We start from the raw sequence: 25,725 nt of genomic DNA, 5'->3' as shown, positions 1-25,725 counted from the left end.
GGAAGTCATTCCAGCACCTCTTGAGTGCTCGTTCACTCGCACCCGGTGCTTCCATCCCGTCAGCCGCTCGCTTCACGGTCACTCTTCGGAGTGGCCGTTTTTGCTTCCCTAGAAAAAACGGCGAGCAATAGGAGCAGGCGCGTCCAACAGCTCCACTAGGTCGCGCACCTTCACTGTACCCCGCGGCAACTTCTGACCACGGCGATGCCGGTTAACCCAGGCAGCCTGCAGGCCCGCCCGAGCCGGGGCGGCGACGTCCGCGATATAGTTATCACCCACATGCACCGCAAAAGTCGGGTCTACCTCCAGCTGGGCACATACAAACCGGAATAGGTAGGGGTCGGGCTTACTCATCCCCATCCGCTCCGACGAAAACAGGGGCATATCGTGCAGACCAATAGCGTCAAGCTTCTTCTGCTCAGTCAGTTGAGAACCGTTAGAGATCACCGCCACCTGCAGATGCCCAAACCGGTGGCCGAGCTCCTCAAAAAACCGATCAACCTCAGCAAAAGGAGCCCAAGCCTTACGGGTTTCCTCCTGTAGGGTCGCCAAAAACTTCTGAGCCCGGTCAGCGCTCTGCTGCTCCCCCGTCATCAGATGCAAGAGACTCGACGTGCGAAACAGGCGATTTTCGTCAAAAACCTGCTCACCGGCCAAATAGCGCTGAAAGTCCTCGCGCTGAATATCGGCCCAGGCCTGGAAGTAGCTCTGGGTGTCGTCGATTTCTCCCTCAAAACCAAACTCCCGAACAGCCCGATTAAAACCCACCGCGGTAGCTGTATCGCTATCGAGCAGGGTGCCATCTAGGTCGAAGAGCACCAGGTTGGCCTGCCCTAGCAAGTATCCGGTATCGCGCATAGTAGCCCTTCGATGTCATGATGGCGTTTAACTCTTCACCAGCATATACGTTGGCCCCTATCATTAGAGGGACACCCCACCGTCAAAGGAGACAGTATGCGCCCCCGCCCCCTTCAAGCGGCCCTTCCCCTCGCTGCAGCGCTTGCCCTGGTTGCCTGTAGCTCTTCCTCAACCGAACAGACCCAGGCCGACGCCACGGCGTCCGCCCCCGTCACAAGCCACAGTGCCACCGCCAGCGCTACCCCCTCCCCCACAGCATCCAGCCCCGCGGCTTCTGCCAGCGCTGAGGTTTCAGAGACAGCAGCCGCAGCATCTTCAAGCTCACCCGAACCAGTCACCCAGACCACCGCCGCACCGGCACCTTCAGCCGCTGAGGCACCTACTGCCCAGCCGGCAGCTCCTGCCCCCACCGAAACCCCGGTACAGGCCATCAACCCGCCAGTTAACAGCGGAGCGACCACCCTCATCACCGACCTCGCCCCCTACCAGACCAGCATCGACGGGGTAACCCCCGCCGGCGACGGCAAGGTCTACTTCCAGACAGCGGACGGCGCGGGTTGCGTCATGAGCACAGAGCAGGTGAGCTGCTACCGAGCAGGCTCCCAGGGGCGCATCGGCTACGGCGTGATGTGGCTTAACCCCGGCACGGTACCCCACCAGGACTTCCTCCAGGGCAGCACCCCCGGCTTCGCCCCCTTCTCCTTCGGCACCCAACTACCTGCCAACCACACGATTACAGTCGGTGAGTTTAGCTGCACCGCAACACCGGACGGCGCCGCCCGCTGCGATAACGGGGTGCACTGGTTTGCGCTGAGCAACTCCATCAAGGACTTCAGCGGGTAAATAACTCACGGATCGGCTACTTCCCTAACCTTTGAATCGGCTGCTCTTCCCCTAGGATTGGAATAGACACTCACATTTTTGACCACAAGGTTGATTTCTTCATGGCTTTAGCACCCCTATCTGCTCGATTCATTCCGGTGAGCGCCCTGCTTGCTACCGGCGTCCTGATACTGACAGGCTGCGGGAGCAGCCAGACCACCGCTACCCCCGCTGAAACTGACGCTAGCACCGCAAGCAGTGCGACCACTGCTCCAGCCGAAAGCAGCACCCCCAGCCCCACCGCTGAGCCCACAACAGAAACAGCCAGCGCAGCACCCTCCCCTAGCGCCACGGCCCTGACTCCCCCGGTCAACGACGGCTTTACCATCGACCCGGTTTCTCTGGTGGCCACCGATCTCGTCACTGGAACCCCGGTGGCTGACGTAGCACCTTATAGTTTTGCAGCTGCCGACCAGCCCTCCGTTGTCTTCCAGACTCCTGACCCCCAGGTAGCCTGCCTGATGCAGACCTACGGTGTATTTTGCATGACCGATGACTCAAAGAACTGGGTCCTACAGTCGGTATCAATGGGGCCCGGTGATACCCAGCCCCGCACGGTGCAGGCCCGCGGGCGTGCTGCCACCCACGACTGGTTCAAGACCAACACGGTACTGCCCGAGGGACAATCCATCAGCTGGATGGGCATGACCTGCACGACCACTGGCCCAGCGAGTGTACAGTGCAACGACGGTACCACCGGCTTTAACCTCTCTGACCTAGCAGACCGCTAAAACATAGAAACAAGTAGGGCCCCGGCGATACAACCGGGGCCCTACTTTTCTCGTCTGAGCCTACAGCTAGGCTAGTTACCTAGTGCTGGCAGCCCGGGCACCAGTAGAGCTTGCGCCCGGCAACTTCTTCCAGCGCGATAGTTGCCCCACAGCGGGGGCAGGTCTGGCCCTGGCGGTGGTACACGTAGTTAGCATGATCAGGCCAGGCCTCGGTTTCCGGTATGCCGGGCCTGTCGGCGGGCTCGGTGGTGATGATACGACCTACACGCACACCAATTTCCAACAGGTGCTTGTTATCGTTCCAGAGGGCTTCAAGCTGCTGGCGGCTGCATTCTTTAGCCGGGGTAAAGGGGTCGATACCGGTGCGGTAGAGGGATTCTGCGCGAAAGATGTTTCCTACCCCCGAGATGGCCTTCTGGTCCATAAGAACCACACCGATAGGCCGACTGGTCTTGGCCGCCGCAGCGTAGAAGGCAGCCGGGTCGGCGTCCTGGTTGAGGGGGTCGGGGCCCAGTTTTGCGCGTACTTCCCCCACTTCCTCGGGAGTGAGGGTTCGGCAGATAGTGGGTCCCACCAGGTCTGCCCAGCCGTGCTCTGAAACCAGGCGGACGCGGGTGGTCGGCCGGGGTGCAGGAGGTTCAGCTGAGAGTTCGGTCCGGTGGTCCTCTTGCTCACCAATTTTACGGGGAGCACCAATCGAGGAGGCCCCCGTAAAGTGCTCATCTCCACCGAAGGTGAAGGCACCGTAGATTCCCAGGTGGACGTTGAGGTAGAGCTCGTTGGAGAAACGGGCGAAGAGGTGCTTACCGTGGGCAAAAGCCGAGTCGAAGGTATGACCGTCGAGCAGGGCGGCGCCGTCCGCAAATCTTCCCTGGGGGCTGGTGACCGCCAGCTGGGCACCGGCAAAAACGTCGGTGAGCTGGCGGGCCAGGCGGTGGATTGAGTGCCCTTCTGGCATTAGTTCTCGTAGCTGTCGATCTGCTTACCGGCGATGGCGCCGGTCTGCTCGTATTCGGCCATCTGGCCGATGCGGCGGGCGTGGCGCTCTTCGTTGGTCCACTCGGTGGTGAGGAAGACCTTGATGATCTCGAGGGCTTCTTCCTTGGTGTGCTGGCGTCCGCCCACTGCAACGACCTGGGCGTTGTTGTGTTCGCGGGCCAGGGCTGCGGTGTCGTGGTTCCAGGCCAGAGCAGCACGGATGCCTTCAACCTTATTAGCGGCCATCTGCTCGCCGTTGCCGGAACCACCTAGCACAATACCCAGGGAGTCCAGTCCAGCTGCACGGTCTGCGCGGACGGCGAGCGCCGCGTTAATGCAGAAGCTGGGGTAGTCGTCGAGAGCGTCATATTCAGCGGGGCCGTGATCGACCATCTCGTAGCCTGCCTCGGTGAGTTCTTCGATGAGGTAGTGGCTAAGTTCTAGGCCTGCGTGGTCGGTTGCGATATGTACACGCACGGTGTCTCCTTTGGTCGTGGTGGGTGGGGGCCGGCTGACCGCATTGAAATTTAGTTATGTGAATCACTGGTGAGCACATAGAATTGGGAGCGTATGCGCCATGGTGACCTCTATACGATTGTAGGTCACCTGCGGCTATCCTGTGGTTTGTTTCCTGCTGTGTGCAGTGAGCAAGCCTCTAACTTCAGATTTGATTGACAAGGATTCCTCATGCCTGGAATGAATTTGACCCGTGCCGAAGCTGAGAAGAGAGCGTCAGTTATTCAGCGTGTACATTCGTACACGGTTGAGCTTGATCTAACGCGCGGTGAGCGGGTCTTTGGTTCTCGCACCGTAGTGCGCTTTGATGCTGTTGCCGGGAGTGAAACCTTTATCGACGCTATTACCGATACAGTGCACAGTATTGCGCTCAACGGTGAGCTGGTTCCTGTTGAGAATGCCGATGGTGTGCGTATTGCCCTGCCTGCGTTGGCTGAGAGCAATGAACTAGTGATTGATGCCGATATGCTCTACACCAATACCGGTGAGGGCCTGCACCGCTTTGTGGACCCGGTGGACGGCGAGGTCTACCTCTACTCCCAGTTTGAGGTACCCGATTCCCGCCGCGTGTACCCGGTCTTTGAGCAGCCTGATTTGAAGGCTGAATTTGAGTTTATTGTGACGGCCCCTGCCCACTGGGTTGTGGTGTCGAACCAGCCTGAAACGTCGGTCGAGGACGTCGAGGGCGGCAAGGTCTGGCATTTCAAGCCGACCCCGCGTATCTCGTCCTACATCACCGCGATTATTGCTGGCCCCTACGCCAGCGTCCATTCTTCCCTCACCAACAGCGAGGGCCGCGAGGTGAAGCTGGGTTGCTACGCCCGTCAGTCCTTGATGGAGTACCTGGATGCCGATGAGGTCTTCCACATCACCCGCCAGGGCTTTGAGTTCTTTGAAGAGCAGTTCTCAACCCCCTACCCCTTTGAGAAGTACGACCAGCTCTTTGTGCCCGAGTTCAATGCCGGTGCTATGGAGAACGCCGGTGCGGTGACCTTCTTGGAGAACTACATCTTCCGTTCTAAGGTGACCGAGGCAATTGTTGAGCGCCGAGCTATCACCATTTTGCACGAGCTGGCTCACATGTGGTTTGGCGACCTGGTGACCATGAAGTGGTGGAATGACCTGTGGCTGAACGAGTCTTTTGCTGAGTTCATGTCGACCCTGGCCGCTGCCGAGAACACCCGGTTTGCCCCCGAGGCCTGGGCTACCTTCTCTGCCTCAGAAAAGACCTGGGCCTACAATCAGGACCAGCTCTCATCCACCCACCCCATCGTTGCCCCGATTCGCGACCTTCAGGATGTTCAGGTCAACTTTGACGGCATCACCTACGCTAAGGGCGCTTCCGTGCTGCGCCAGCTGGTGGCCTGGGTGGGTCAGGAGAACTTCATGGCAGCTCTCAAGGTCTACTTCGACAAGCACGCCTACGGCAACACCGTGCTCGATGACCTACTCGATGAGCTTGAGGCAACCAGCGGACGCGACGTGCGCGCCTGGTCTAAGCTCTGGCTGGAGACCGCCGGGGTTAACACCCTCACTACCGAGGTGGATGAGGCGGAGGACGGCACTATTACCCGCCTGGCCCTGCGCCAGACCTACGCTGAGGGCTTTGAGACCCTGCGCCCCCACCGCCTGGTTATTGGTTTCTACAACCTGGACGGTGAGGTACTGACCCGCACTGACCGACTAGAAATCGATGTGGACGGCGACATCACCGAGGTACCCCTGGCTGTTGGAGCCAAGCGCCCCGATTTGATTCTGGTGAACGACGAAGATTTGGCCTACGCCAAGATTCGCCTCGATGAGCGCTCCCGCGCCACCGCCGTTGCCCACCTGGGTGCCATTGACTCATCTGTTGCCCGCGGTGTGGTCTGGGGTTCCCTCTGGGATACCGTGCGTGATGCCGAAATGCCCGCCCGCCAGTTTGTTGAACTGGTTCTGGGTAATATCGGGGCAGAGACTAACTCCACCGCCGTCCGCACCCAGCTTCTCAACCTTGAGAACACCCTGCGCGCCTACCTGAACTCCGCCCACGCTGAGGCTGTTCGAGCTGAGGCCGCTGACCGTATCTGGGCCCTTGCCCAGGCAGCAGAAGCTGGCTCTGATAACCAGTTCCAGCTGGTGGGCACCTTCGCCCGTCTGGCCCATACCTCAGACCAGCTGGATGCTGTGGCAGCCCTACTTGATGGCTCTACCGTTCTGGAAGGTTTGGAGATCGATACCGACCTGCGCTGGAACCTGCTAGGCTCCCTGGCTGCGGGCGGACGCGTCACCGCAGTTGAGATCGATGCAGCCCTGGCCGAGGACAACACCTCCAACGGCCAGCAGGCAGCTGCCACCGCCAAGGCGGCTATCCCCACCGCTGAAGCAAAGGCAGAGACCTGGCGCGCTGTGGTTGAAACCGGCGAGCTGTCTAACATTGTGCAGCGCTCCGCCATTCTCGGTTTCTACCGCGGTGCCCCGGAGTTCTCAGAACCCTACATTGACCGCTACTTTGAGGCCATTGAGGGGGTCTGGCGCGAGCGCTCCCACGAGATTTCAAGCCAGATTATCAGCGGGCTCTTCCCCCGTTTTTACACTCAAGAGGTCCTGGATAAGGCGGAGGCTTACCTCGCTGCCCTGCCTGAGGACGCAGCCGCCCTCAAGCGTCAGGTAGCAGAAGGACGCGACTCACTGGCCCGTGCTCTCAAGGTACAGGCCGCAGACCGCTAGGCTCTAACCGCTGGTACCTGCTGACGATAAGGGGCGGGAGTAGACTGGTGGGTATGAATTTACCCAACCCAGCCTTCCGCCCCTTATCTGCACCCGGCGAGGCCAGCGTCCAGCCCTCAGCCCCTCATGAAGAGGTCGATGAGCGTAGCTTCTACTACCAGGTGGGCGGACGGCCGGTCTTTGAAAAGCTCTGCCGGGAGTTCTATTCCCGTGTAGCAGCCGACCCGGAATTCCGTGCCATGTACCCCGAGGAAGACCTGGGGCCAGCAGAGCGCCGCCTTTTCATGTTCCTTGAGCAGTACTGGGGCGGGCCCAAAACCTACCAGGCAGAACGCGGCCACCCGCGCCTGCGTATGCGCCATAACCCCTTCTATATCGGCCCCAAGGAGCGGGATACCTGGCTCAAGTACATGCGCGAGGCCATGGACACCCTGGATCTAGCTCCCCTGCACGATGCAGAAATGTGGGCCTACTTTGACCGGGCAGCCCACGCCATGCAGAATCACTCATAAGTAAAATTCTGGCTGCGCTGGACAAAAACTATGTGCTCAATAAAAACCCATCCAGATTCTGCCACTCCGGTACAAAGCTTGAGACAAAAAATCCGCTCCTTCCAATTTCTTGACGCGCTGATAAAAAGCGGTGAAATTGACGAAATACAACAGGTGACCACAAGCCCCTACAATTCTGAGTACGAGGCTCTTACCTTCAGCACATCAGAAAACAGCTACCAGTCACGGATGGGTAGGAAAACGCCCAAGAAAAACGGATACTTTCTCGCGCTCTGGCAAAAAGATGCTACAGGCTCGAACATCCCTTTCACCGCTAAAGAATTTTGTGATTATCTACTGGTATTCATTTCAGATGGACACTTGCATGGTTACTTTTCTTTTCCACGCAAGGTACTTGCCGAACGAGGAATTCTAGCTAGTGAAGGAAAACGGGGAAAGATGGCGTTTCGGGTTTATCCTAGCTGGTGCGTCGATTTAAACCCCTCAGCCCATCGAGAACAAAGCTGGCAGCTACATTATTGGTCAGCCATGTAATTCTCCGCATCTGAGCCCCGACCAACTAAATACTTAAGCGGTCTATTTGTGCAGGAGTGGTGCGGCTGTAAGCAGGTTCTTCACCCAGCTCTTCAACACCTTAGAAGCAGTGGTTTTGGTGAATAATTAGCCCAATATTTTGGTGAGGACGAAACCGCCCGGCGAGCTCAGACGAACCCGCTGCCCGCTGGTGTAAATAGGTACAGCGCCCTCAAATTTTGAGGGCAAAAATTCTAGTACCTCGATGGCAAAGGCTAAGCCACGGGGAATCTTCACATCATCATGAGACAGTGAACGCCCTGGAGCTATCGCCCCTGCACGACGCCGAAATGTGGGCCTACTTTGACCGGGCAGCCCACGCCATGCAGAATCGGGCCCAGTAGCTGGATTTTTAGGCTGAAGTAGCCGAGTAAACCAGTACGTGCCCCGCCCTAGCCGAGATGCGGGCCCAGCGTCCGCTGGTGAAAACCGGCATGGGTTCGGTAGCTCGCGGAGGCAAGAATCCCAGAACCTCCAGGGCGAAGGCAGCCCCGGTGGGCAGGTCAGCGGTAGTGTCTGGGGCTGCCAGCGGGGATGACCAGATACGGGAGCGGACGGTCGCCACCACCGCATGCCCCGGGTTAGCGGGAAGCGCCCCGTCTACAGCGGATATTCCCTCCTGGGCTGCAGCCCGGGCATGATCGGAGAGGTAAAACCCTTTCTTCTCCCAACCACTACGCGGAACGGTTCGCCCAACCCAAGGAGCAGTGACAGTCACCGGAGGCAGGGCCAGGGCAAGCCCTGCCTCTTCGATACGGGCTAGCCGGTCGAGAAGAGCTGCCGCCTCAACCGTAAGATCAACCTCGGCAGGCTGGGCCAGCTTGATAGCGCGCAGACCGATGATAGTTGGGGTTGAATCAAGTAAGGTCTCAGGCGCAAGCACGCACACCGAAATCCCCAACACATCGCCGTTAGCCTGCAAACGAACGGCAGCCTGAGGATCCACTGAACGGGCCCGAGTCAGATAGGTCGCCATATCACGGGCGGTCCTTGCATCGGGTAGGTAAATATAATCGGTGTAGTCAGATAGCTTTGGCTCGGTCATCTCACAGGCTTCCGGAAATCAAAGGGACGGGGTCTATTCTCATACCACCCTATCGCAGATGATGAGCTGCATTCCCGGTGAGATGAGAAATAGGGGCTACCTGTGAGAGAGTGGAACTATGAGTCACGAAACCCTAGAAAGCCTCTCCCCCACCCAAAAATTACTGGCCATGCTCAACCTAGCCCCAGGTGGCGCGTCCGCCCACGAGCATGTCTTTAGTGCCCTGACCCTCACCAAAGAATCCCCGCGTATCTTCGGCGGTCAAGTACTTGCCCAGGCGATCATGGCAGCTGCCCACACAGTAGAGGGCAAAACCCTACATTCCCTGCACGGCTACTTCCTGAGGCCCGGCGATGTAGAAGGCGATCTTTCCTACGGGGCAGAAGCGCTCAACGATGCTAGATCGTTTTCGACGCGGTGGGTGCAGGCCTACCAGGGTGGGCAACCTATCTTTTCGTGTATCACCTCGTTTCAGGTACCTGCCCAGGGCCCCGACCATAGTTCTGCCATGCCGGAGAATATTCCTGATCCGGAGAGCCTTCCCACAGCTGCTGACCTCCTGGGCCACCTACAGGTACCCATCGCGCAGAAGGTTGCCTTCTCCCGCCCCTTCGATGTTCGACACATTACCGCTCCACTCTATGTGACTCCCGGCGAAGAGAAGCGGCCAACAAACATGGTCTGGTTCAAAACCTTTGAAGCCTTACCCGATGACCCTGTGCTGCACCAGGCAGCGCTAGCCTATGCCTCGGACTACACCCAGCTTGAGCCGGTACTACGGCAGCACGGTAAAACCTGGCTTGAACCCGGCATGAAGGTAGCCTCACTTGACCACGCGATGTGGTTCCACCGCCCCGCCCGCGCCGATAACTGGCTGCTGCTGGTACAGGAAGCCCCCAGCGCCCAGGACGCCCGCGGTCTCTCTGTAGGCAAGATCTTCACCCGTGACGGTGTGCATGTAGCTACCGTGACCCAAGAAGCCATGATCAGGCTCCCCGAGTACCGCGAGCAGTAATTCAAGAGATACAGCAAAAATCCCTCCCACCGGTGAAGGTGGGAGGGATTATTAGCTAGCTCATCGAGTCAACTTGCGGTGATGGAGCATGATTTTCCGAGCGCGCGAGGAACCAAAAATCATGCGGAATCGTTCACCGCACTCAAACTGACTTAGTTCGATTTATCGCGTTAACTTGCGGTGAACGACGCGGTGCGGCTTCGCAGCTTCGGGGCCAAGACGCTCAATCTTGTTCTTCTCGTAGGACTCGAAGTTACCCTCGAACCAGTACCAGTTATCGGGCTGTTCGTCAGTGCCTTCCCAGGCCAGGATATGGGTGGCTACTCTGTCGAGGAACCAGCGGTCGTGGGAGACCACGACGGCACAGCCGGGGAATTCCAGCAGGGCGTTTTCGAGGGAGGTGAGGGTTTCGACGTCCAGGTCGTTGGTAGGTTCGTCGAGCAGCAGCAGGTTGCCGCCCTGCTTGAGGGTGAGGGCCAGGTTGAGGCGGTTGCGCTCACCACCGGAGAGCACGCCTGCCTTCTTCTGCTGGTCGGGGCCCTTGAAGCCAAAGGCTGAGACGTAGGCGCGTGAGGGCATTTCTACCTGGCCTACCTGGATGTAATCCAGGCCGTCTGAGACAACCTCCCACAGCGACTTTTCGGGGTCGATGTTGGCGCGGTTCTGGTCAACGTAGGAAATCTTGACGGTTTCACCGATCTTCAGATTGCCGCCGTCGAGGGGTTCAAGGCCAACGATGGTCTTGAAGAGGGTTGACTTACCTACACCGTTGGGGCCGATGACGCCGACGATGCCGTTACGGGGCAGGGAGAAGGAGAGACCGTTGATGAGGGAGCGGCCGTCGAAGCCCTTCTGCAGGTTTTCTGCTTCGATGACGACGTTACCCAGGCGGGGTCCCGGGGGAATCTGGATTTCTTCGAAGTCTAGCTTGCGGGTCTTCTCAGCCTCTGCAGCCATCTCTTCGTAGCGGGCCAGACGAGCCTTGGACTTAGCCTGACGACCCTTGGTGTTCGAGCGAACCCACTCGAGTTCTTCTTCCAGGCGCTTAGCGAGCTTGGCGTCCTTCTTACCCTGAACTTCAAGGCGGGCGCGCTTCTTGTCCAGGTAGGTGGAGTAGTTGCCCTCGTAGGGGTAGAGGTTACCGCGGTCTACTTCTGCAATCCATTCTGCAACGTGATCGAGGAAGTAACGGTCGTGGGTAATAGCGATTACTGCGCCCTCGTAGGACTGCAGGTGCTGTTCCAGCCAGAGGACGGATTCTGCGTCCAGGTGGTTGGTGGGCTCGTCAAGCAGGAGCAGGTCGGGCTTCTGGAGCAGGAGCTTGCAGAGCGCTACGCGGCGGCGTTCACCACCGGAGAGGTGGGTAACGGGTGAATCGCCGGGAGGGCAGCGCAGAGCGTCCATGGCCTGTTCCAGCTGGGAATCGATGTCCCAGGCGTTGGCCGCGTCGATGGCTTCCTGCAGCTTGCCCATTTCTTCCATGAGCGCGTCGAAGTCAGCATCGGGGTTGGCCATCTCTTCTGAGATTTCGTTGTAGCGAACAATCTTTTCGTAGATTTCGCCGACGCCTTCCTGGACGTTACCCAGGACGGTCTTTTCTTCGTTGAGCGGGGGCTCCTGCATGAGGATGCCCACGGTGTAGCCTTCTGAGAGTCGTGCTTCGCCGTTGGAGGGGGTGTCGAGACCCGCCATGATTTTCAGGATGGTTGACTTGCCGGCACCGTTGGGGCCGACCATACCGATTTTTGCACCGGGGAAGAACGACATTGATACGTCGTTAAGGATGACTTTGTCGCCTACAGTTTTGCGGGCTTTGGTCATGGTGTAGATAAATTCTGCCATGCGTTTAAGCCTACCGGTTGATGTCAAGCTGTTGGGGGTTTAGGGCAGGGCATCGGCCAAGAATCTTGGTGTGAGTTTGCCCTGCCCCGCCCTCTAGCTGGTCAGAGCCTCAACAGCCTCATCGTCTGCTGCCGTATCGGTGAGCCCCTGGTCAGAAACCTGATGGCCTTTTTCGGGAGAATGGCTGCCTTGGGGGTCTTCTTCAACAGCCGGTAGAGAGCTATAGCCGTGGTTGAGTTTCTGTTCCCCGGCTACCTGCTCGTTGAACTTACGATCGGTCTCATCGACATCCGGTTTTCGGTCTGTAACACGGGCAAAATTGGCTAGCCCGTAGTTGAGGTCGTGCCCGATGCTGGTGGCGTCTACTTCGATGCTGGTGCCGGGTGAGCCGTCCGCCCGTTCAAACTGTTTGACGCGCAGGCGGCCGGTAACCAGCACCGGGTGCCCTACCTGCAGGCTCCGGGCGCTGTTATACGCCAGAGCTCTAAAGGAGTTGACGGTGTACCAGTTAGTTGTGCCTTCTTTCCAGGTGCCGCTGGTGGCATCAAACCAGCGGGGTGTGGAGGCAATACGGAAGTTCGTTACCGGGATATTGCCATTGGGCAGAAATTTTTGGGTGGGGGCCGTTGCGATAAAGCCTCGGATAGTGACGGTGTCGGTCATGACTCCTCCTTGAGTTGTGGGTGAACCGGGTGTCTCAAGGGTTACACCAGCAAAAGTCTAAGAGCCAGAAAAATGTTGCCTGTGGATAACGTATGTGCTGCTACCGCACGGTAAAGGGCAGAAAATTGGTGAAGCTGTGACGCGGGCAAGAGCTTTCATGACAGATTTTGTTCACACCCCTGGTGCACGGCTGCCCTACCCCTCTAGGCTCATACCACCTGCCCCGCTAAGGCACCGGGGCGGGCGTCCGCATCTACCAGCGAGAAGGAGACAGCACAGTGACCAATACACGTGTTCCCGATGAGCCTGCCTGGGTACGGGATGACCGTACCCGCACCTACTTTGAACGGGAATGGCAGAACGTGCCGCGCACCAACGAGGCCCTGTTCGAGCACCTCTGCCTGCTGGTGTTTCAAAGCGGCCTGTGGTGGTCTACGGTTCTAGCAAAACGGGAGGAGCTGAACCGGGCCTTACACAATTTTCAACCCGACCGTTTGGCTGCCATGGCTGAAGACGATATCAGCGTCTACCTTGAGGGCGATATCGGAATTAGGAACGAATCTAAACTTCGGGCCTGCATCAATAATGCGAGAGTATTGAAAGAGTCTCGGGTAAATCTAGCAGATCTCTTTGCTGAGGCATTTCCAGAGGAATTACTGTGCCCGGGTGCCGAATCGCTCCCCCGCACCACCACTGAAACTGATACCCTGGCCTGTGAGTTACGGGCACTCGGGTTTCAACGCTTAGGGCCGGTGGTGGTATGCGCGGTGGCTCAGGCCGCTGGCTATATCAGGTTAGAAACCCACACGCTTAGTCGGCGTGGTCAAAGTAGGCTTGCACTGCCTGGCTAGCCACCTCGTACCCTGCCTGCTGGTCTTCGAACCCCTTGCTCAACAGGGCAATGGAATAGGTGGTACTTTCGGTTCTAACAACACCGACGGAGTTGATGTGCCATTCGCCAGTATCTTCCTGGATCCAGCCATTTTTAACCGATACGTCGGTGACAGCTTCCCCCAGCACGGTCTGCCCGTATTGGGAGCCCACGCCCCAGGTTTGTGACCAGTCGAGCGGAACCATTTTTTCGAGAAGGAACTGGGCGTCGGTAGCATTGACCCATTCAACGGTATCGATGATGGCACGCATAATGCGTACCTGGTCCTCGGCCCAGGTTTGGTTATCGCCCCAGGTTCCGGCAGATCGGGTCTCTGTGACACCCAGCAGCTCATAGGTCTTATTGAGGGACTGGGCGCTGGCCGTAGATTCCCCGTCGTCAGACCCAAATCTGCGGTAAATCTCAATCGTTGCGTTGTTATCGGAGTAGGTAATGGACGCTTCGACGAGGGCTTTTTCGTCGTCAGTCAGTTCGCGCTCTTCAAAGGCTGCAAGCCTGAGCAGGGTGAGAGAAATGGGGACTTTGACGATAGATGCTTCATACGTCCATTGGTCACCCTTGTGCAAAAAGAGACTGTCGGTAGCGTGGTTATAGACCGCCAGGCTGAGAGTAATTCCGTGGTCTGCTTCAAGCTGGTCTAGTGCCTGGTTGATGTCTACGTCGTGGGCCTCGTTGGTGTGTTCATCACCGGTGGCGGTGGGCTGGATTTGCTCTTCAGCAGGGCCACAGGCAACAAGTAGGGTGCTCAGGGCTAGGGTACCGGTTCCTGCCAGCATTGTTCGGCGGGGCAGGACCGGGGCGGACGCGGGTGCGCCGCTGAGCGTTTCAGGCAGGTTGGCTGTAGACATGCCCTCTAGTGTATTCCGAAAGTATTTGATTTTCCTGTGTGTAAGCCATATTTGATAATAAAAATATCCCCCACTTGTTTTACCAAGTGAGGGATATGTTTTGCGCCCCAGGAGGGAGTCGAACCCCCGACCAAGAGATTAGAAGGCTCCTGCTCTATCCACTGAGCTACTGAGGCTAGCCGCTGTTTATACTATCGATTCCTCGACTAAAAGTCATATCAGACCCGGGAGGGAGTCGAACCCCCGACCAAGAGATGAGTAAGGCTCCTGCTCTTATCTGGAGGCTAGATACTGACTTCGTAGAGTGAGGATCGCTGGCCACGGCGGAGCACTCGGCGGGTTGCCGGGTCGAAGAAGACCAACCAGAAGGCGTAGGCAAGGCTGAGTACAGCTGCGATGAGGCGGCCCATGTTCTGATCGAAGTTATCGAGGTAGGGTGAGACAGCAAGCTGGTCTGAGACCCCGTAGATCACGAAGAACATGGTGGTCAGGAAGTAGAAGTCCAGCTGCCAGTCGGTACGCACACCGGCCACCACAAACAGCGGGATGAACCAGAGCAGATACCAGGACTGCAGCATGGGTGAAAAAACCACAACCATAGCTAGAGCCAGACCTGTGCGGCGGATGAGGTTTTCGTCCTTGCCAACGAACATGACAACCACGGCCAGCAGCATGCCCGCGAGCTTTCCTAGAGAGAAGAAGGTGTCGCGCACCGAGTTCGCCAGGGCATTATCGCCGGTGATAGATACCAGGATCTGGTTGATTTGCAGCCCCAGGAAGCCGATGGGAGTGAACCAGATGTACTGGCCACCGGTGGTAGCTAGGGCCCCAATCCAGCCAAAGCCCAGGTCGGTCACGGCCCCAAGAACCCAGAGCTCCGCCATGGAGATAGCCAGAGTAATAGCCCAGAAAATAAAGCGGCGGGGCCAGCTGGCTCCCCTACCGGCCCAGAACAGCCCAATAAAAGGTAGGGCGACTAGGGCAATGGGCTTGACGGCTACGGCCGCGGTCACCAGGGTAATTCCCAGCAGGCCACCGACGGTATCGCGGCGGGCCGCCGCATGGTAGACACCTGCCAGCACCAGGCCGGTCATCAGGGCGTCATTATGGGAAGAGGTGATGAAGGCGGCAATAAAGAGAGGGTTGGCCAGCACCAGCCAGTTAGCTCGTATGCCATTGATACCGTGGAGGCTCGCCAGTTTAGGCACGTAGTAGGCGATAAGCCCCACTCCGATGAGGGCAACCAGCCTAAAGAGATAGAGGGCGGTATCTACGGAATCACCGGCGATTTGGGCTACCCATTTTTCGATAAGCAGGAAGACGGGGCCGTAGGGCGGGGCTGACTCGGACCACATCTGGTCGGCACCGTACTGGAAGAAGTTATTGACGGAAGAAACCCCGTACTCGTAGGGGTTAAGCCCTGACGCCATGACGCGCCCCTGGGCAAAGTAGGAGAAGACGTCACGGCTATAGAGGGGGAAGGCAAAGAGCTGGGGTAGCATCCAGCAGATAATGGCTGCGGTTGCCCAGCGTTTTGCACGCTGGTCCCAGACGAGCAGTTTCTGCACCATGCGCAACCATTCGCGGCAGAGCATCATCGACCCCACAACGAGTAGGGCGATGCAGGTCACCAGTCCGGGTGCCGTGTAGCGCAGCGGGATAATCCAGTCCACCCGGCGGAAGGGGGAGGCATCTGCGAGCCAGCCCACGCCGAAGGATGCGAACATCACCAGTAGAGAACCGATGGTTCCAAAGATGAGGGTTCGAAGGGGGCTACCCGAGACATAGTGGGCTGTCTTGGGGTTATACCGGTGCACCGGGATGCTGGCGGTATGGGTTTGCGCTGTTCTGGGGCTCATGGTCCTCCTGGCCGAGCGGAAGAGTACACCTGATTTTACCCGCCGGCTGAGTGGCACAGGCAGGTCTTAGACCTTCTGCTCTATGAAAATCTGCTGTGGGTTAGGCCCCTAAAGGGGTAGATTGGTTCTGTGTCTATTTCAAATGAACGTATTGTATGGATTGATTGTGAGATGACCGGCCTCTCTCTAGAGAAGGACGCCCTGATTGAGGTCGCCGCGCTGGTGACTGACGGGGATCTCAATATTTTGGGTGACGGCGTGGATGTCGTCATTAAGCCCGAGCCCGAGGCCCTTGAGCAGATGGATGATTTTGTGCGCAACATGCACACGGTATCCGGCTTGCTGGACGACCTGGATCAGGGCATTACCATGGCTGAGGCCCAGCAGCTGGTGCTGGATTATGTGAAGCAGTGGGTCCCCGAGCCGCGCAAGGCTGTGCTGGGTGGTAATTCTGTGGGTACCGATAAGACTTTTTTGGTGCGCGACATGCCCGAGCTCGTGGACTACCTGCACTACCGCGTGATTGATGTATCTACTATCAAGGAGCTTTCCCGCCGCTGGTTTGAGAAGGCCACCTATAACGCTCCTGCGAAAACCGGCAACCACCGGGCACTGGGCGATATCCAGGATTCTATCGACGAGCTGCGCTACTACCGCGGCACGGTTTTTGTACCCTCCCCTGGCCCTGATAGTGCCACCGCGCAAAAGGTTGCCCAGGAGGTTGCAGCAACCCGCCAGCAGATTAATCCCGCCTAGGGGTTCAGGAGGCACGGACGCCACCCGCAGCCGGGCAGCGTCCGCCACTCCCAGCCGCAAAGGTTCGTGAGCACAGTCACCCTGCATAACCTCATTTTCGATTTGCAGGGAATCAAAACTGTGTGTAAGCTAGTATCCGTTGCCAAAACAAGCCGGTGAAAGAAACGGTAGTTTTTGTAAACATGGTGGTCGTAGCTCAGTTGGCAGAGCGCCTGGTTGTGGTCCAGGAGGTCGCGGGTTCAACCCCCGTCGATCACCCTGAGTAGAAGGGTCGCTACGGTTTTTATCGTAGCGGCCCTTTTTGTTTACCCCGCGTGAGAGGTTATGTCATGACTGTTTTGCCCATTGTTATTCACGGTAACCCGGTTTTGCACCGCCCGGCTGCCCCGGTGACGTCCTTTGATGATGAGCTGCGCAAGCTGATCGACGATATGTACGAGACCCAGGAGGTCTCGAACGGTGTGGGCCTGGCGGCCCCCCAGGTGGGTGTGGGCCTGCGCCTGTTCACCTACAAGTTTGAGAATGAGGACGGTGTGCCCCCGCTGGGCGTGGTGGTTAACCCCGTGCTGACTCTGGGTAAGATTTCGACGGCTGATCCTGATCCCTACGATGAGGTTGAGGGCTGCCTGTCCTTCCCCGGTTATTCTTTCCCGCTCAAGCGCGCTGACTGGGTCACGGTCAACGGGTTCGATGGCGAAGGTAACCCGCTGAAGTTTGAGGCAACCGGCTGGTTTGCCCGCGTCATGCAGCACGAGACTGACCACCTTGATGGCAAGCTCTACGTGAATCGACTGAATGCCAAGTACGCCAAGAAGTACAAGAAGGTTGTGAAGGCTGAGGGCTGGACTGCCGAAGGTAACACCTGGATGCCGGGCGTCGACCCCGACCCCTTTGGTCACGGGGAGTAAAGAACGGGACGCCCGATAAGCCGGGTTCTGTACCTACCCGAGGGTAGGCGGCAATCATCCATCTAGACCCGTCGTTGCCGGCGGGTTCAAGCAGCCTACCCGGGCGCTTCACCGCACTGGTTACTAGCGCGCCCTGTTTGGCCTTGCTCCGGGTGGGGTTTACCGAGCTACCGCAGTCGCCTGCGGTACTGGTGAGCTTTTACCTCACCTTTTCACCCTTACCCCGTCGTGGTGGGGCGGTTTGTTTTCTGTGGCACTGGCCTGCAGGTTACCCTGAGTCGACGTTATCGACCACCCTGTGCTGTGGAGCCCGGACTTTCCTCGAAGCGTTTGTGCGCTGCGCGATTGCCTGGGCGTCCCGTTCTGGGGTTCTACTTTACTACACTGGTGGGTATGTTGATTTTGTTTCCGCCGTCTGAGGGTAAGACTCCTGCCACATCTGGTTCCGGGGTTGAGTTGGGTGAGTTGTTGGCTCCTGAGTTGACGGGGGCTCGCGAGACCGTGGTGGATGAGTTGGTGCGGGTGAGCGGTTTGCCCGATGCAGGGCAGCTGTTGAAGGTGGGTCCGTCCTTGCTGGCTGAGGTTGAGCGGAATACTCGGTTGTGGTCGGAGCCGGCGGCGCCTGCGTCCGAGGTGTATTCGGGGGTTTTGTTTGAGGCTTTTGGGTACGGTTCTTTGGGGGCGGACGCGCGGGCGCGGGCTGATAGGGCTGTTGTGGTGATATCTGCAGCCTGGGGTGCAGTGGGTCTTACCGATATGATTCCGGCCTACCGGCTGTCGATGGGCACGAAGCTGGGTGAGATTGGGGATCTGGCTAAGTTTTGGAAGAGCGAGCTCAAACGCCCCTTGGATGATTTGGCCGGGGGCCAACTGGTGGTGGACGGCCGCTCTGCTGCCTACGCAAAGGCGTGGACGCCCGCCCCGCAGCGTCATCTGTTGGTTCGGGTGGAGAGGGTGGCGGCTGACGGTGGCCGCAAGGTGGTCTCGCATATGGCTAAGCATTACCGGGGCCTGCTGGGCCGCTACCTGGTGCAGGAGAACCTGACCGGGATTGAGGATGCCGGTGAATTGGCTGAGGCTCTTGCCCCCGGTTTTGAGGTGGAGCTGCTCTCCCCCACCGAGAAGAAGCCGGGTACCCTGACTCTTCTGGTGAGGGAGTAGGGCTCCTAGCGGGTGGAGGCTGAGCCTGCGACCTGCCCGGTGGAGACGGTGAAGTCCCAGGGGTCGGTGTTGAGAATCGAGACGTAGGTATCGATAGTAAAGCCTCGCTCCTCCAGTTTTTCGGTGATAAGGCGGGCGGCCCCGTCCATCCAGAGCCATTCGCTGGCGTAGTGGGAGCAGTCAATCAGGGCCGGGGTGCCGCCGCTGATGAGGGCCTGTTCGCGGGCTTCTGAGGCCGGGTGGTGGCGCAGGTCGGCGGTGATGTAGACGTCCGCACCCGATGCGCGGGCATCGCCAAAGAGGGAATCGCCTGCCCCGGTGCAGAGGGCAATTTTTTGGACGCTCTGGTCGGGCCGGCCTGCGATGCGTAGACCGCCGGCGGTTGCCGGCAGAAAGTCAGCAATTTTTTCAGCCAGTTCCTTGAGGCTGACGGGGGCAGGCAGACTGCCAACGCGCCCGATGCCGACGCGAACGTCCGCCCCATCAATCTGTACGGTCTCTTCCTCTGCCAGAATCTCGGTGTCGGTGATGCCCAGCTTGTTCATAAAGGCCTCGTTGGTGCCGTGCGGGGCTGAGTCCACGTTGGTGTGGGCCCCCAGCAATCCGCACCTTCCCTCAATGAGGGTGTGAACAACCTCGCCCTTATAGTCGGTGTCGGGCAGGAAAGAGGCACCACGCATGAGCAGGGGGTGGTGGGTGATGAGTAGCCCTGCGCCTTTTTCTACAGCTTCGCGGGCAGTTGCCACGGTGGCATCCACGGCAAACCCAAGAGTGGTCACAGGAGCGTCAGCTCGTCCAACTACCAGACCGGCAGCATCCCATTTCTCGGCAATATCGGGTGGGAAAATCTCGTGGAAGGCACGGGTTACATCGCTTAGGGTGGGTGTTTTCAGTTCAGTCATGCCCCTATTGTGTCATGCGCCCTTGTACTGGGAATAAGAGTTACCCCTGCCGGGTTACAGGAAATATGCAAAGTTTTGTCGTTGGCGGCGGGTGCTTCTGGTGCATCGACGCCGTATACCGCCAGTTTGAAGGAATAACCGCTAGCATCTGTGGCTACACCGGTGGGCACGTCGATAACCCCACCTACCGGGAGGTCTGTTCAGGTAGCACCGGCCACGTTGAGGTGGTCAAGGTCGAGTTCGATGAGACCGTCATTCCGGCCGAAACCGTGCTCGATATCTTCTTCACTTCGCACGATCCCACCAGCTGGGATCGTCAGGGAGCGGACGCTGGCCCCCAGTACCGCTCGGCCCTCTACTACGAGAATGATGAGCAGAAGGCTCTCTTTGAAGCAGCCATTGGCAGGGCACAGAAGCTGTGGGATCAGCCCATCGTCACGGTGGTAGAGCCCCTGGGCACTTTCTACGAGGCTGAGGCCTACCATCAGAACTACTACGCCCTGAATCCCTACCAGGGCTACTGTATGGCCGTCATCAATCCCAAGCTGGCTAAGGCTAGGCAACATTACGCCAAGTTTCTTAGAAGTTAAGCCCTCCCCCTTTGTTTCGTAAACTAGAGGGCGAACCATTCATCGCTTCCACCTGAAAGGTGCACTCGTGTCAAAGATGTACAACAATATCACCGAAGTTGTCGGCCGCACTCCCATCGTCCGCCTCAACCGCCTGGATGCTGATCTGCCCGGCAACGTCGCAGTCAAGCTGGAATTCTACAACCCCGCCAACTCCGTCAAGGACCGCATCGGTGTAGCTATCATCGACGCCGCTGAGAAGTCCGGCGCCCTCAAGCCCGGCGGCACCATCGTTGAAGGTACCTCAGGCAACACCGGTATCGCCCTGGCTATGGTGGGCGCTGCCCGCGGCTACAAGGTCATTCTGACCATGCCCGAAACCATGAGCAACGAGCGTCGCGTCATGCTGCGCGCCTACGGTGCTGAAATCGTGCTGACCCCCGGTTCTGAGGGTATGCGCGGTGCTGTTGAAAAGGCCAAGGAAATCGTAGCCTCCACCGAGAACGCTATTCTGGCCTCCCAGTTCTCCAACGAAGCCAACCCCGAGATTCACTACAAGACCACCGGCCCCGAGGTCTGGGAAGCAACCGAAGGCAAGATTGATATCTTCGTAGCTGGCGTTGGCACCGGCGGTACCGTCTCTGGTACCGGTAAGTACCTCAAGGAGCAGAACCCCAACATCAAGGTTGTTGCGGTCGAACCCAAGGACTCCCCCCTGCTGACCGAGGGTAAGGCTGGCCCCCACAAGATCCAGGGCCTGGGCGCTAACTTCGTACCCGATACCCTCAACCGCGACATCTACGACGCCGTCACCGACGTTGCTATCGACGACGCCGTTGCCACCGCCCGTAAGCTGGGTACCGAAGAGGGCATCCTGGGCGGTATCTCCTCCGGTGCAGCCGTCTGGGCCGCCTTGGAAGAAGCGAAGAAGAGCGAGAACGCCGGCAAGCTGATTGTCGCTGTCGTTCCCGACTTCGGTGAGCGCTACATCTCTACCCTGCTCTACGAAGATATCCGCGGCTAAACATTTAGTTCCGTGATAATCTCGGGCACCCCGCTGCTTGGCAGCGGGGTGCCCGTGTGTCTACGTCTGGTGGCCCGCGCGGACGCCCGCCCCGGCTTGACGTAAATATTTTGGGTGAGACGGAATATCGTTCTAGCCGTGACTGTTGTAGAGTTCAGCAAGAGCGCCCGCTGCGCTCCCCTGCCTAGATTTTGAGGAGAAGCATGAGTTTCCGAGCGCGCCTGCGTGAAGACTTAGACACCGTCAAAGCACACGACCCCGCAGCCCGCGGCGATGTGGAAATCATGATTAACTACTCGGGTATGCACGCCATCTGGGCTCACAGGCTGGCCCATAAACTGTGGCAGAAGGACTCTACCCGTACATTAGCCCGCACCCTCAGCCAGTTTGCCCGCTTCATGACGGGGGTTGAGATTCACCCCGGTGCCACCATTGGCCGCCGCTTCTTCATCGACCACGGCATGGGGGTGGTGATTGGTGAAACCACCGAAATCGGTGACGATGTCATGATTTACCACGGGGTGACTCTGGGCGGACGTTCTCTGGAGAAGGGGAAACGCCACCCCACTATCGGCGACCGTGTGACCATCGGTGCTGGTGCCAAGGTCCTAGGCCCGGTGCTTATTGGTGCTGACTCGGCTATCGGCGGTAACTCGGTGGTCGTACATGACCACCCCGAGGACTCCATCATTACCGGTATTCCCGCCCGCTCGCGTCCGCGCACTCCCGAGAACAAAAAACCCCTGGTCGACGCTGTCGAGTACGTGGACCCGACCATGTGGATCTAATAAAAAATCCCAGCCATACAGGCTGGGATTTTTTATTCTCCCCACTTTTGGGTGATTAAACTTCGAGATACGACGTTATCGTGACGATACTTCTGGTATTTCTTATTCCAGGGGGTGCGGGCGTGGAAAGCAAAGACTTCGGGGTCCTGAACGAATACGAGCTTTCCGCTGGCACGAGAGAAAAAATCTCTGTGTTCGTTAAGCCTAAGCTCGTCGTCCCAGCCCCCAATAGAACGAATTGACTCAGTGCGTGCTAAGAAGTCATTGGAGGTCATTAGCCGGAAAGGAAGCCCGTGAACCAGCTGCCCGGGTTCGTATGCGGGGTCAGCTGATTTAGCGTACAGGGTATCCGCTTTTGAACCGTAAATATGGGTGCGGAAGGTGGGAACCTCAATCAGGGTACAGGCTACTGCATCCACATCAGGGTGGGCTTCTAAATACTCATAGGCCTTCTGCCAATTACTTGCACGTGTGTGGACGGTATCGTCGTCAGTAAATAGAACATACTTGGTATTGACCTGTGCTAGAGCCGCGTTACGCCCCCGCGAAATACCCACGTTGAAGGGCAGCTTCACGACCTGAACAGCCGGGTCTGTTGTTGACCAATGTTTTTCGGAGTCATCTGCTACCACTACACGCCCAGCAAACGTTGTTTGACGAATACCAGAAAGACAGCGATTCATAGTTTTAGGCCGCAAAAAGGTCTTTACCGCAAAGGTCACGTTCTCATTGAAATCTGCGCTGATGGGGGTTTCTTTACGGAACGCAAAACGAGCGGTTAGGCTGTAATACTTTACGATAGCCCCTACGACCAGACCATAACCAAAGGTGGTGAATAGGTTCCCCTGATCGCTAATTAGCACTTTCTTAATCTTTGAACCAAACGACATCAAGTTTCTCAATTCTCTTAGACAAAATATGCTCTACACCCTGAACAGTGAAGTATCAGGGCACAGAGCATATCGGTTGTAGGCTCTTGTCGCCTAGTGGGTGTGGGAGTCCTCAGCGTTGATCTCGCTGCGGTCGCCACTCCACTCGGTGTGCCACATACCCTCGGAGTCGATTCGACCGTAGGTGTGGGCACCGAAGAAGTCACGCTGCCCCTGAATCAGGGCAGCGGGTAGGCGCTTGCGGCGCAGACCGTCGTAGTAGCTTAGGGATGAGGCGAAGACGGGGACGGGCACGCCCTCAGCGGTTGCCTTGGCAACCACACGACGCCAGGAGGGAACGAGTTCTTCCATGAGCTTCTTGAAGCCGGGAGCCAGCAGCATGTTGGCGGGGGTTTCATCCTTGTAGGCGTTCATGATTTCACCCAGCAGTTCTGCACGGATAATGCAGCCTGCGCGCCAGAGACCTGCGATGACGTCGAGCTTGAGGTCCCAACCGTACTCGTCGCCAGCCTTAGCCAGCATGTCCAGGCCCTGGGCGTAGGAAACCAGCTTGGAGGCGAAGAGGGCCTTGCGGACGTCCTCAATGAACTCTTCATCGCCGTTAGCAACGGCGGTGGTTGCGATGAGGCCTGCGGGTAGCTCTTCCTGGGCCTGTTTGCGGGCATCAGAGTTGCTAGAAGACAGGGCACGGGCAAATACTGACTCCGCAATACCGGAGACTGGTACCCCCAGATCCAGGGCTGCCTGGACGGTCCAGCGGCCGGTACCCTTCTGGCCGGCCTCATCGACGATCACGTCGACCAGGGGCTTGCCGGTCTTAGCATCGACCTGGGCCAGAACCTCAGCGGTGATTTCAATGAGGTAGGAGTTGAGGTCGGTGGTGTTCCACTGCTTGAAGATTTCAGCCTGGGCTGCGGGCTCAAGCCCAGCAACGGTGCGCAGCAGGTCGTAGGCCTCGCCGATGACCTGCATGTCTGCGTACTCGATACCGTTGTGGACCATCTTAACGAAGTGGCCAGCGCCGTCGGTTGAGATCCAGGCGCAGCAGGGATCGCCGTTGGGTGCTTTGGCTGAAATCTTTTCGAGCAGGGGGCCGAGGGATTCGTAGGACTTAGCAGAACCGCCGGGCATGATGGAGGGGCCGTTGAGGGCGCCCTCTTCACCGCCGGAGACGCCGATACCGACGAAATGCAGGCCCTTTTCTGCCAGGGCACGCTCGCGGCGGATGGTATCGGGGAAGTGGGAGTTACCGCCGTCAATGATGACATCGCCTTCATCGAGCAGGGGTTCGAGCTGCTCAATGACAGCATCAACGGGGCCGCCTGCCTTAACCATGATGAGGATGCGGCGGGGAGCTTCGAGAGAGTCAACCAGTTCCTGCAGGGTCTCGGTGCGGATGAAGTCACCTTCATCGCCGTGGGCTTCGAGCAGGGCGTCGGTTTTTTCAACGGAGCGATTGTGCAGGGCTACGGTGTAGCCGTTGCGGGCCAGGTTGCGGGCCAGATTTGCACCCATGACAGCCAGGCCGGTTACACCAATTTGTGCCTTACGAGCAGTATTGTTTTCAGTCATGTCTTAAGACTACGCTGGTCTGCTCTATTTATGCTTCAGGGCTGGGTGAGATGAAGCAAACTCTCACATTATGGGAGAGCAGTAGGGGTCATGGGTTTTTAGGAGTTGTAGGTATCGGTGAAGAGCACCCACAGAGCAGCAGCCCCGATGACCAGGGCCACGCACGCAAAAATCGACCAGAGGGTCACCATAGCTCCCTGAGTGATAAAGAAAATCGATATCAGGAGCCAGACAACTGAGAGGAAGACTGCTGTGAAATTGCGGGGCTTAAAATTTCGGTTCATCGGGGTTGCTGTGAGTGTTTTTGTGGTTAGCGGACGCTGATAGCAGCGGGGCTGACGGTGGATGCTGTTGCTGCGGAACCACCGTCAACAGCGTAGGTTGCGACGTAGCCTGCGTAGATGCCGGCGACAGCGGCGGGGTCGCCAGATGTAATGGCGATGTCAGCGTTGATGGTGCTTCGGTCAACCGGCAGTGAATCAGCCTGGCCACCAACAGCGTAGTTGGTGATGGGCAGGGTGGAGTAGCTAACCGAGTAGAAAGTGTAATCAGCTGCGGTCAGCACCTGACCATCTGCTGTAGCGATTGAAGCGTCCCTGGCGAGGCCAAAGGCAGTCCAGGCGGTGTCGACAAGGTCAAAGTTATGCTTGACCATATCCACAGTCCAGCCCTGGTTCTTGGGGAAGGCGATGTAGTAGGTCAGGGCAGAAATCGTGGCGGTGGTTGCGGTACCTGATGTCCGGTAAAGACGGAAGCCAGCGGGGTCGGTGGATGAGACCGCAGAACCGCTGACGCGACCGCTTGCACCGGAGACGGTGTTTTCCAGGGTGATTTCGGTGGTGGAGCCGTGGGCTACCACGGAGGGAGTTGATGCTGCGTAGGCAGGGATAGCTGCAGTAGCGAGGACGGCAGGTGCCGCCCAGGCAGTCCCCTCAAGTAGAGCACGGCGTGAGGTAGTCACGATAGGTTTCCCCTCTAAAGGTATGTGTGTGAGTCAGACTGAAGTTTTCAGTCTACCTATCGGCGCCTTCTGCCGGTGCGACTTTCACCCTGATAAGAAGCCCACATTTTCTCTCGCCCCACCCGACCTACAGCTAGCCGTAGAAAAACAAAAAGCCCCACACCGAGGTGTGGGGCTTATCTGTGGGTCCTACCGGGATCGAACCGATGACATCCACGGTGTAAACGTGGCGCTCTACCAGCTGAGCTAAAGACCCTTGTTGTCCCTTCCG

General features: G+C 58.1%; 26 protein-coding genes, 3 tRNA genes and 1 other RNA gene. 14 read left to right on the top strand and 16 right to left on the bottom strand.

All coding sequences use genetic code 11. The features are described from left to right. Window positions 1–108 precede the first annotated feature (108 nt). A complete protein-coding gene (locus L6762_RS06545) occupies window positions 109–858 on the bottom strand; it encodes an HAD family hydrolase (RefSeq protein ID WP_237186135.1) in 750 nt (249 codons plus the stop codon). A gap of 96 nt (window positions 859–954) precedes the next feature. Between L6762_RS06545 and L6762_RS06540 the strand changes: the two genes are divergently transcribed. Then, window positions 955–1,701 (top strand): hypothetical protein, encoded by a 747-nt coding sequence (locus L6762_RS06540; RefSeq protein ID WP_237186134.1) that lies wholly within the window; start codon window positions 955–957, stop codon window positions 1,699–1,701. Window positions 1,702–1,802: 101 nt separating this feature from the next. Beyond that, the gene (locus L6762_RS06535) at window positions 1,803–2,471 is read left to right on the top strand and encodes a hypothetical protein (RefSeq protein ID WP_237186133.1); all 669 of its coding nucleotides are present in this window, start codon (window positions 1,803–1,805) and stop codon (window positions 2,469–2,471) included. 79 nt (window positions 2,472–2,550) lie between these two features. Here L6762_RS06535 and L6762_RS06530 read toward each other — a convergent pair whose 3' ends face one another. Next, the gene (locus L6762_RS06530) at window positions 2,551–3,429 is read right to left on the bottom strand and encodes an Fpg/Nei family DNA glycosylase (protein WP_237186132.1); all 879 of its coding nucleotides are present in this window, start codon (window positions 3,427–3,429) and stop codon (window positions 2,551–2,553) included. Continuing rightward, on the bottom strand, window positions 3,429–3,926 hold the full coding sequence (locus L6762_RS06525) for a ribose-5-phosphate isomerase (protein WP_237186131.1): 498 nt from the start codon (window positions 3,924–3,926) through the stop codon (window positions 3,429–3,431). The genes L6762_RS06530 and L6762_RS06525 overlap by 1 nt, the downstream gene beginning before the upstream one ends. A 210-nt stretch (window positions 3,927–4,136) precedes the next feature. Here L6762_RS06525 and pepN point away from each other — a divergent pair, with 210 nt between their 5' ends. The 3 genes from pepN (at window position 4,137) to L6762_RS06510 (ending at window position 7,720) form a co-directional block, all read left to right on the top strand. Next, entirely contained in the window at window positions 4,137–6,674 is a 2,538-nt protein-coding gene (gene pepN / locus L6762_RS06520; protein WP_237186130.1) for an aminopeptidase N, read from the top strand. A gap of 53 nt (window positions 6,675–6,727) precedes the next feature. Continuing rightward, window positions 6,728–7,186, top strand: coding sequence for a globin (locus L6762_RS06515; protein ID WP_237186129.1), 459 nt, complete (start codon window positions 6,728–6,730; stop codon window positions 7,184–7,186). A 78-nt stretch (window positions 7,187–7,264) separates the two neighbouring features. Further along, complete coding sequence (locus L6762_RS06510) at window positions 7,265–7,720, top strand: MepB family protein (protein ID WP_237186128.1); 456 nt, start codon at window positions 7,265–7,267, stop codon at window positions 7,718–7,720. Window positions 7,721–8,111: 391 nt separating this feature from the next. On the opposite strand, the gene L6762_RS06505 is transcribed toward L6762_RS06510, so the two are convergent. Next, window positions 8,112–8,804 (bottom strand): transcriptional regulator, encoded by a 693-nt coding sequence (locus L6762_RS06505; protein ID WP_237186127.1) that lies wholly within the window; start codon window positions 8,802–8,804, stop codon window positions 8,112–8,114. 118 nt (window positions 8,805–8,922) lie between these two features. Between L6762_RS06505 and L6762_RS06500 the strand changes: the two genes are divergently transcribed. After that, window positions 8,923–9,819 (top strand): acyl-CoA thioesterase, encoded by an 897-nt coding sequence (locus L6762_RS06500; RefSeq protein ID WP_237186126.1) that lies wholly within the window; start codon window positions 8,923–8,925, stop codon window positions 9,817–9,819. A gap of 162 nt (window positions 9,820–9,981) precedes the next feature. On the opposite strand, the gene ettA is transcribed toward L6762_RS06500, so the two are convergent. Both ettA and L6762_RS06490 read right to left on the bottom strand, forming a co-directional pair. Next, window positions 9,982–11,661 carry an energy-dependent translational throttle protein EttA gene (gene ettA / locus L6762_RS06495; protein ID WP_185174575.1) on the bottom strand — a complete coding sequence of 560 codons (1,680 nt, stop codon included), beginning with the start codon at window positions 11,659–11,661 and terminating at the stop codon, window positions 9,982–9,984. Window positions 11,662–11,754: 93 nt separating this feature from the next. Next, window positions 11,755–12,324, bottom strand: a complete 570-nt coding sequence (locus L6762_RS06490; protein ID WP_237186125.1) for a single-stranded DNA-binding protein — start codon at window positions 12,322–12,324, stop codon at window positions 11,755–11,757. Between the two features lie 278 nt (window positions 12,325–12,602). Between L6762_RS06490 and L6762_RS06485 the strand changes: the two genes are divergently transcribed. Further along, window positions 12,603–13,175, top strand: a complete 573-nt coding sequence (locus L6762_RS06485; RefSeq protein ID WP_237186124.1) for a DNA-3-methyladenine glycosylase I — start codon at window positions 12,603–12,605, stop codon at window positions 13,173–13,175. On the opposite strand, the gene L6762_RS06480 is transcribed toward L6762_RS06485, so the two are convergent. The 3 genes from L6762_RS06480 to mptB form a co-directional block, all read right to left on the bottom strand. After that, window positions 13,135–14,064 (bottom strand): serine hydrolase, encoded by a 930-nt coding sequence (locus L6762_RS06480; protein ID WP_237186123.1) that lies wholly within the window; start codon window positions 14,062–14,064, stop codon window positions 13,135–13,137. The two genes, L6762_RS06485 and L6762_RS06480, sit on opposite strands and share 41 nt — an antisense overlap. Before the next feature lie 103 nt (window positions 14,065–14,167). Further along, window positions 14,168–14,240 (bottom strand) — tRNA-Arg (locus tag L6762_RS06475). A gap of 108 nt (window positions 14,241–14,348) precedes the next feature. Further along, window positions 14,349–15,923: a polyprenol phosphomannose-dependent alpha 1,6 mannosyltransferase MptB gene (mptB, locus tag L6762_RS06470; protein WP_237186122.1), complete on the bottom strand. Its 1,575-nt coding sequence runs from the start codon at window positions 15,921–15,923 to the stop codon at window positions 14,349–14,351. 129 nt (window positions 15,924–16,052) lie between these two features. Here mptB and orn point away from each other — a divergent pair, with 129 nt between their 5' ends. From orn to def, 3 genes are all read left to right on the top strand, one after another. Next, a complete protein-coding gene (gene orn, locus L6762_RS06465; RefSeq protein ID WP_237186121.1) occupies window positions 16,053–16,679 on the top strand; it encodes an oligoribonuclease in 627 nt (208 codons plus the stop codon). A gap of 185 nt (window positions 16,680–16,864) precedes the next feature. Further along, window positions 16,865–16,937: transfer RNA gene (locus L6762_RS06460), tRNA-His, on the top strand. Window positions 16,938–17,008: 71 nt separating this feature from the next. Continuing rightward, window positions 17,009–17,587 (top strand): peptide deformylase, encoded by a 579-nt coding sequence (gene def / locus L6762_RS06455; RefSeq protein WP_237186120.1) that lies wholly within the window; start codon window positions 17,009–17,011, stop codon window positions 17,585–17,587. Here def and rnpB read toward each other — a convergent pair. Continuing rightward, an RNA gene (gene rnpB / locus L6762_RS06450) (RNase P RNA component class A) lies at window positions 17,588–17,948 on the bottom strand. It abuts the gene before it with no gap. 32 nt (window positions 17,949–17,980) lie between these two features. Here rnpB and L6762_RS06445 point away from each other — a divergent pair. Beyond that, window positions 17,981–18,748 carry a YaaA family protein gene (locus L6762_RS06445; protein ID WP_237186119.1) on the top strand — a complete coding sequence of 256 codons (768 nt, stop codon included), beginning with the start codon at window positions 17,981–17,983 and terminating at the stop codon, window positions 18,746–18,748. A 5-nt stretch (window positions 18,749–18,753) separates the two neighbouring features. Here L6762_RS06445 and L6762_RS06440 read toward each other — a convergent pair whose 3' ends face one another. Next, the gene (locus L6762_RS06440; protein WP_237186118.1) at window positions 18,754–19,650 is read right to left on the bottom strand and encodes a Nif3-like dinuclear metal center hexameric protein; all 897 of its coding nucleotides are present in this window, start codon (window positions 19,648–19,650) and stop codon (window positions 18,754–18,756) included. A gap of 65 nt (window positions 19,651–19,715) precedes the next feature. Between L6762_RS06440 and msrA the strand changes: the two genes are divergently transcribed. From msrA to epsC, 3 genes are all read left to right on the top strand, one after another. Then, window positions 19,716–20,240 carry a peptide-methionine (S)-S-oxide reductase MsrA gene (gene msrA / locus L6762_RS06435; protein ID WP_237186117.1) on the top strand — a complete coding sequence of 175 codons (525 nt, stop codon included), beginning with the start codon at window positions 19,716–19,718 and terminating at the stop codon, window positions 20,238–20,240. A 76-nt stretch (window positions 20,241–20,316) separates the two neighbouring features. Further along, entirely contained in the window at window positions 20,317–21,243 is a 927-nt protein-coding gene (gene cysK, locus L6762_RS06430) for a cysteine synthase A (protein WP_237186201.1), read from the top strand. Window positions 21,244–21,446: 203 nt separating this feature from the next. After that, window positions 21,447–22,031 carry a serine O-acetyltransferase EpsC gene (gene epsC, locus L6762_RS06425; protein WP_185174564.1) on the top strand — a complete coding sequence of 195 codons (585 nt, stop codon included), beginning with the start codon at window positions 21,447–21,449 and terminating at the stop codon, window positions 22,029–22,031. A gap of 32 nt (window positions 22,032–22,063) precedes the next feature. On the opposite strand, the gene L6762_RS06420 is transcribed toward epsC, so the two are convergent. From L6762_RS06420 to L6762_RS06400, 5 genes are all read right to left on the bottom strand, one after another. Further along, window positions 22,064–22,921, bottom strand: coding sequence for a glycosyltransferase family 2 protein (locus L6762_RS06420; RefSeq protein ID WP_237186116.1), 858 nt, complete (start codon window positions 22,919–22,921; stop codon window positions 22,064–22,066). A gap of 93 nt (window positions 22,922–23,014) precedes the next feature. Continuing rightward, window positions 23,015–24,493 carry an NADP-dependent phosphogluconate dehydrogenase gene (gndA, locus tag L6762_RS06415; protein WP_237186115.1) on the bottom strand — a complete coding sequence of 493 codons (1,479 nt, stop codon included), beginning with the start codon at window positions 24,491–24,493 and terminating at the stop codon, window positions 23,015–23,017. Between the two features lie 98 nt (window positions 24,494–24,591). Then, window positions 24,592–24,777, bottom strand: a complete 186-nt coding sequence (locus L6762_RS06410) for a hypothetical protein (RefSeq protein ID WP_237186114.1) — start codon at window positions 24,775–24,777, stop codon at window positions 24,592–24,594. Window positions 24,778–24,803: 26 nt separating this feature from the next. After that, complete coding sequence (locus L6762_RS06405) at window positions 24,804–25,454, bottom strand: hypothetical protein (RefSeq protein ID WP_237186113.1); 651 nt, start codon at window positions 25,452–25,454, stop codon at window positions 24,804–24,806. A 183-nt stretch (window positions 25,455–25,637) separates the two neighbouring features. After that, window positions 25,638–25,710, bottom strand: a tRNA-Val gene (locus tag L6762_RS06400). Window positions 25,711–25,725: the final 15 nt, after the last annotated feature.

The sequence above is a fragment of the Rothia nasimurium genome (assembly GCF_928381705.1).
GTDB lineage: Bacteria > Actinomycetota > Actinomycetes > Actinomycetales > Micrococcaceae > Rothia > Rothia nasimurium_G.
This window is presented reverse-complemented; position numbering and strand designations above follow the sequence as displayed.

What these genes read in the sequence shown, in the direction of transcription:
- L6762_RS06445 (WP_237186119.1), top strand. Translation starts at nt 17,981, where the DNA reads ATGTTGATTTTGTTTCCGCCGTCTGAGGGTAAGACTCCTGCCACATCT.
- def (WP_237186120.1), top strand. Translation starts at nt 17,009, where the DNA reads ATGACTGTTTTGCCCATTGTTATTCACGGTAACCCGGTTTTGCACCGC.
- pepN (WP_237186130.1), top strand. Translation starts at nt 4,137, where the DNA reads ATGCCTGGAATGAATTTGACCCGTGCCGAAGCTGAGAAGAGAGCGTCA.
- L6762_RS06545 (WP_237186135.1), bottom strand. Translation starts at nt 858, where the DNA reads ATGCGCGATACCGGATACTTGCTAGGGCAGGCCAACCTGGTGCTCTTC.
- L6762_RS06500 (WP_237186126.1), top strand. Translation starts at nt 8,923, where the DNA reads ATGAGTCACGAAACCCTAGAAAGCCTCTCCCCCACCCAAAAATTACTG.
- L6762_RS06505 (WP_237186127.1), bottom strand. Translation starts at nt 8,804, where the DNA reads ATGACCGAGCCAAAGCTATCTGACTACACCGATTATATTTACCTACCC.
- L6762_RS06540 (WP_237186134.1), top strand. Translation starts at nt 955, where the DNA reads ATGCGCCCCCGCCCCCTTCAAGCGGCCCTTCCCCTCGCTGCAGCGCTT.
- gndA (WP_237186115.1), bottom strand. Translation starts at nt 24,493, where the DNA reads ATGACTGAAAACAATACTGCTCGTAAGGCACAAATTGGTGTAACCGGC.
- L6762_RS06530 (WP_237186132.1), bottom strand. Translation starts at nt 3,429, where the DNA reads ATGCCAGAAGGGCACTCAATCCACCGCCTGGCCCGCCAGCTCACCGAC.
- L6762_RS06410 (WP_237186114.1), bottom strand. Translation starts at nt 24,777, where the DNA reads ATGAACCGAAATTTTAAGCCCCGCAATTTCACAGCAGTCTTCCTCTCA.
- epsC (WP_185174564.1), top strand. Translation starts at nt 21,447, where the DNA reads ATGAGTTTCCGAGCGCGCCTGCGTGAAGACTTAGACACCGTCAAAGCA.
- msrA (WP_237186117.1), top strand. Translation starts at nt 19,716, where the DNA reads ATGCAAAGTTTTGTCGTTGGCGGCGGGTGCTTCTGGTGCATCGACGCC.
- L6762_RS06515 (WP_237186129.1), top strand. Translation starts at nt 6,728, where the DNA reads ATGAATTTACCCAACCCAGCCTTCCGCCCCTTATCTGCACCCGGCGAG.
- ettA (WP_185174575.1), bottom strand. Translation starts at nt 11,661, where the DNA reads ATGGCAGAATTTATCTACACCATGACCAAAGCCCGCAAAACTGTAGGC.
- L6762_RS06535 (WP_237186133.1), top strand. Translation starts at nt 1,803, where the DNA reads ATGGCTTTAGCACCCCTATCTGCTCGATTCATTCCGGTGAGCGCCCTG.
- cysK (WP_237186201.1), top strand. Translation starts at nt 20,317, where the DNA reads ATGTACAACAATATCACCGAAGTTGTCGGCCGCACTCCCATCGTCCGC.
- mptB (WP_237186122.1), bottom strand. Translation starts at nt 15,923, where the DNA reads ATGAGCCCCAGAACAGCGCAAACCCATACCGCCAGCATCCCGGTGCAC.
- L6762_RS06420 (WP_237186116.1), bottom strand. Translation starts at nt 22,921, where the DNA reads ATGTCGTTTGGTTCAAAGATTAAGAAAGTGCTAATTAGCGATCAGGGG.
- L6762_RS06490 (WP_237186125.1), bottom strand. Translation starts at nt 12,324, where the DNA reads ATGACCGACACCGTCACTATCCGAGGCTTTATCGCAACGGCCCCCACC.
- L6762_RS06440 (WP_237186118.1), bottom strand. Translation starts at nt 19,650, where the DNA reads ATGACTGAACTGAAAACACCCACCCTAAGCGATGTAACCCGTGCCTTC.
- L6762_RS06480 (WP_237186123.1), bottom strand. Translation starts at nt 14,064, where the DNA reads ATGTCTACAGCCAACCTGCCTGAAACGCTCAGCGGCGCACCCGCGTCC.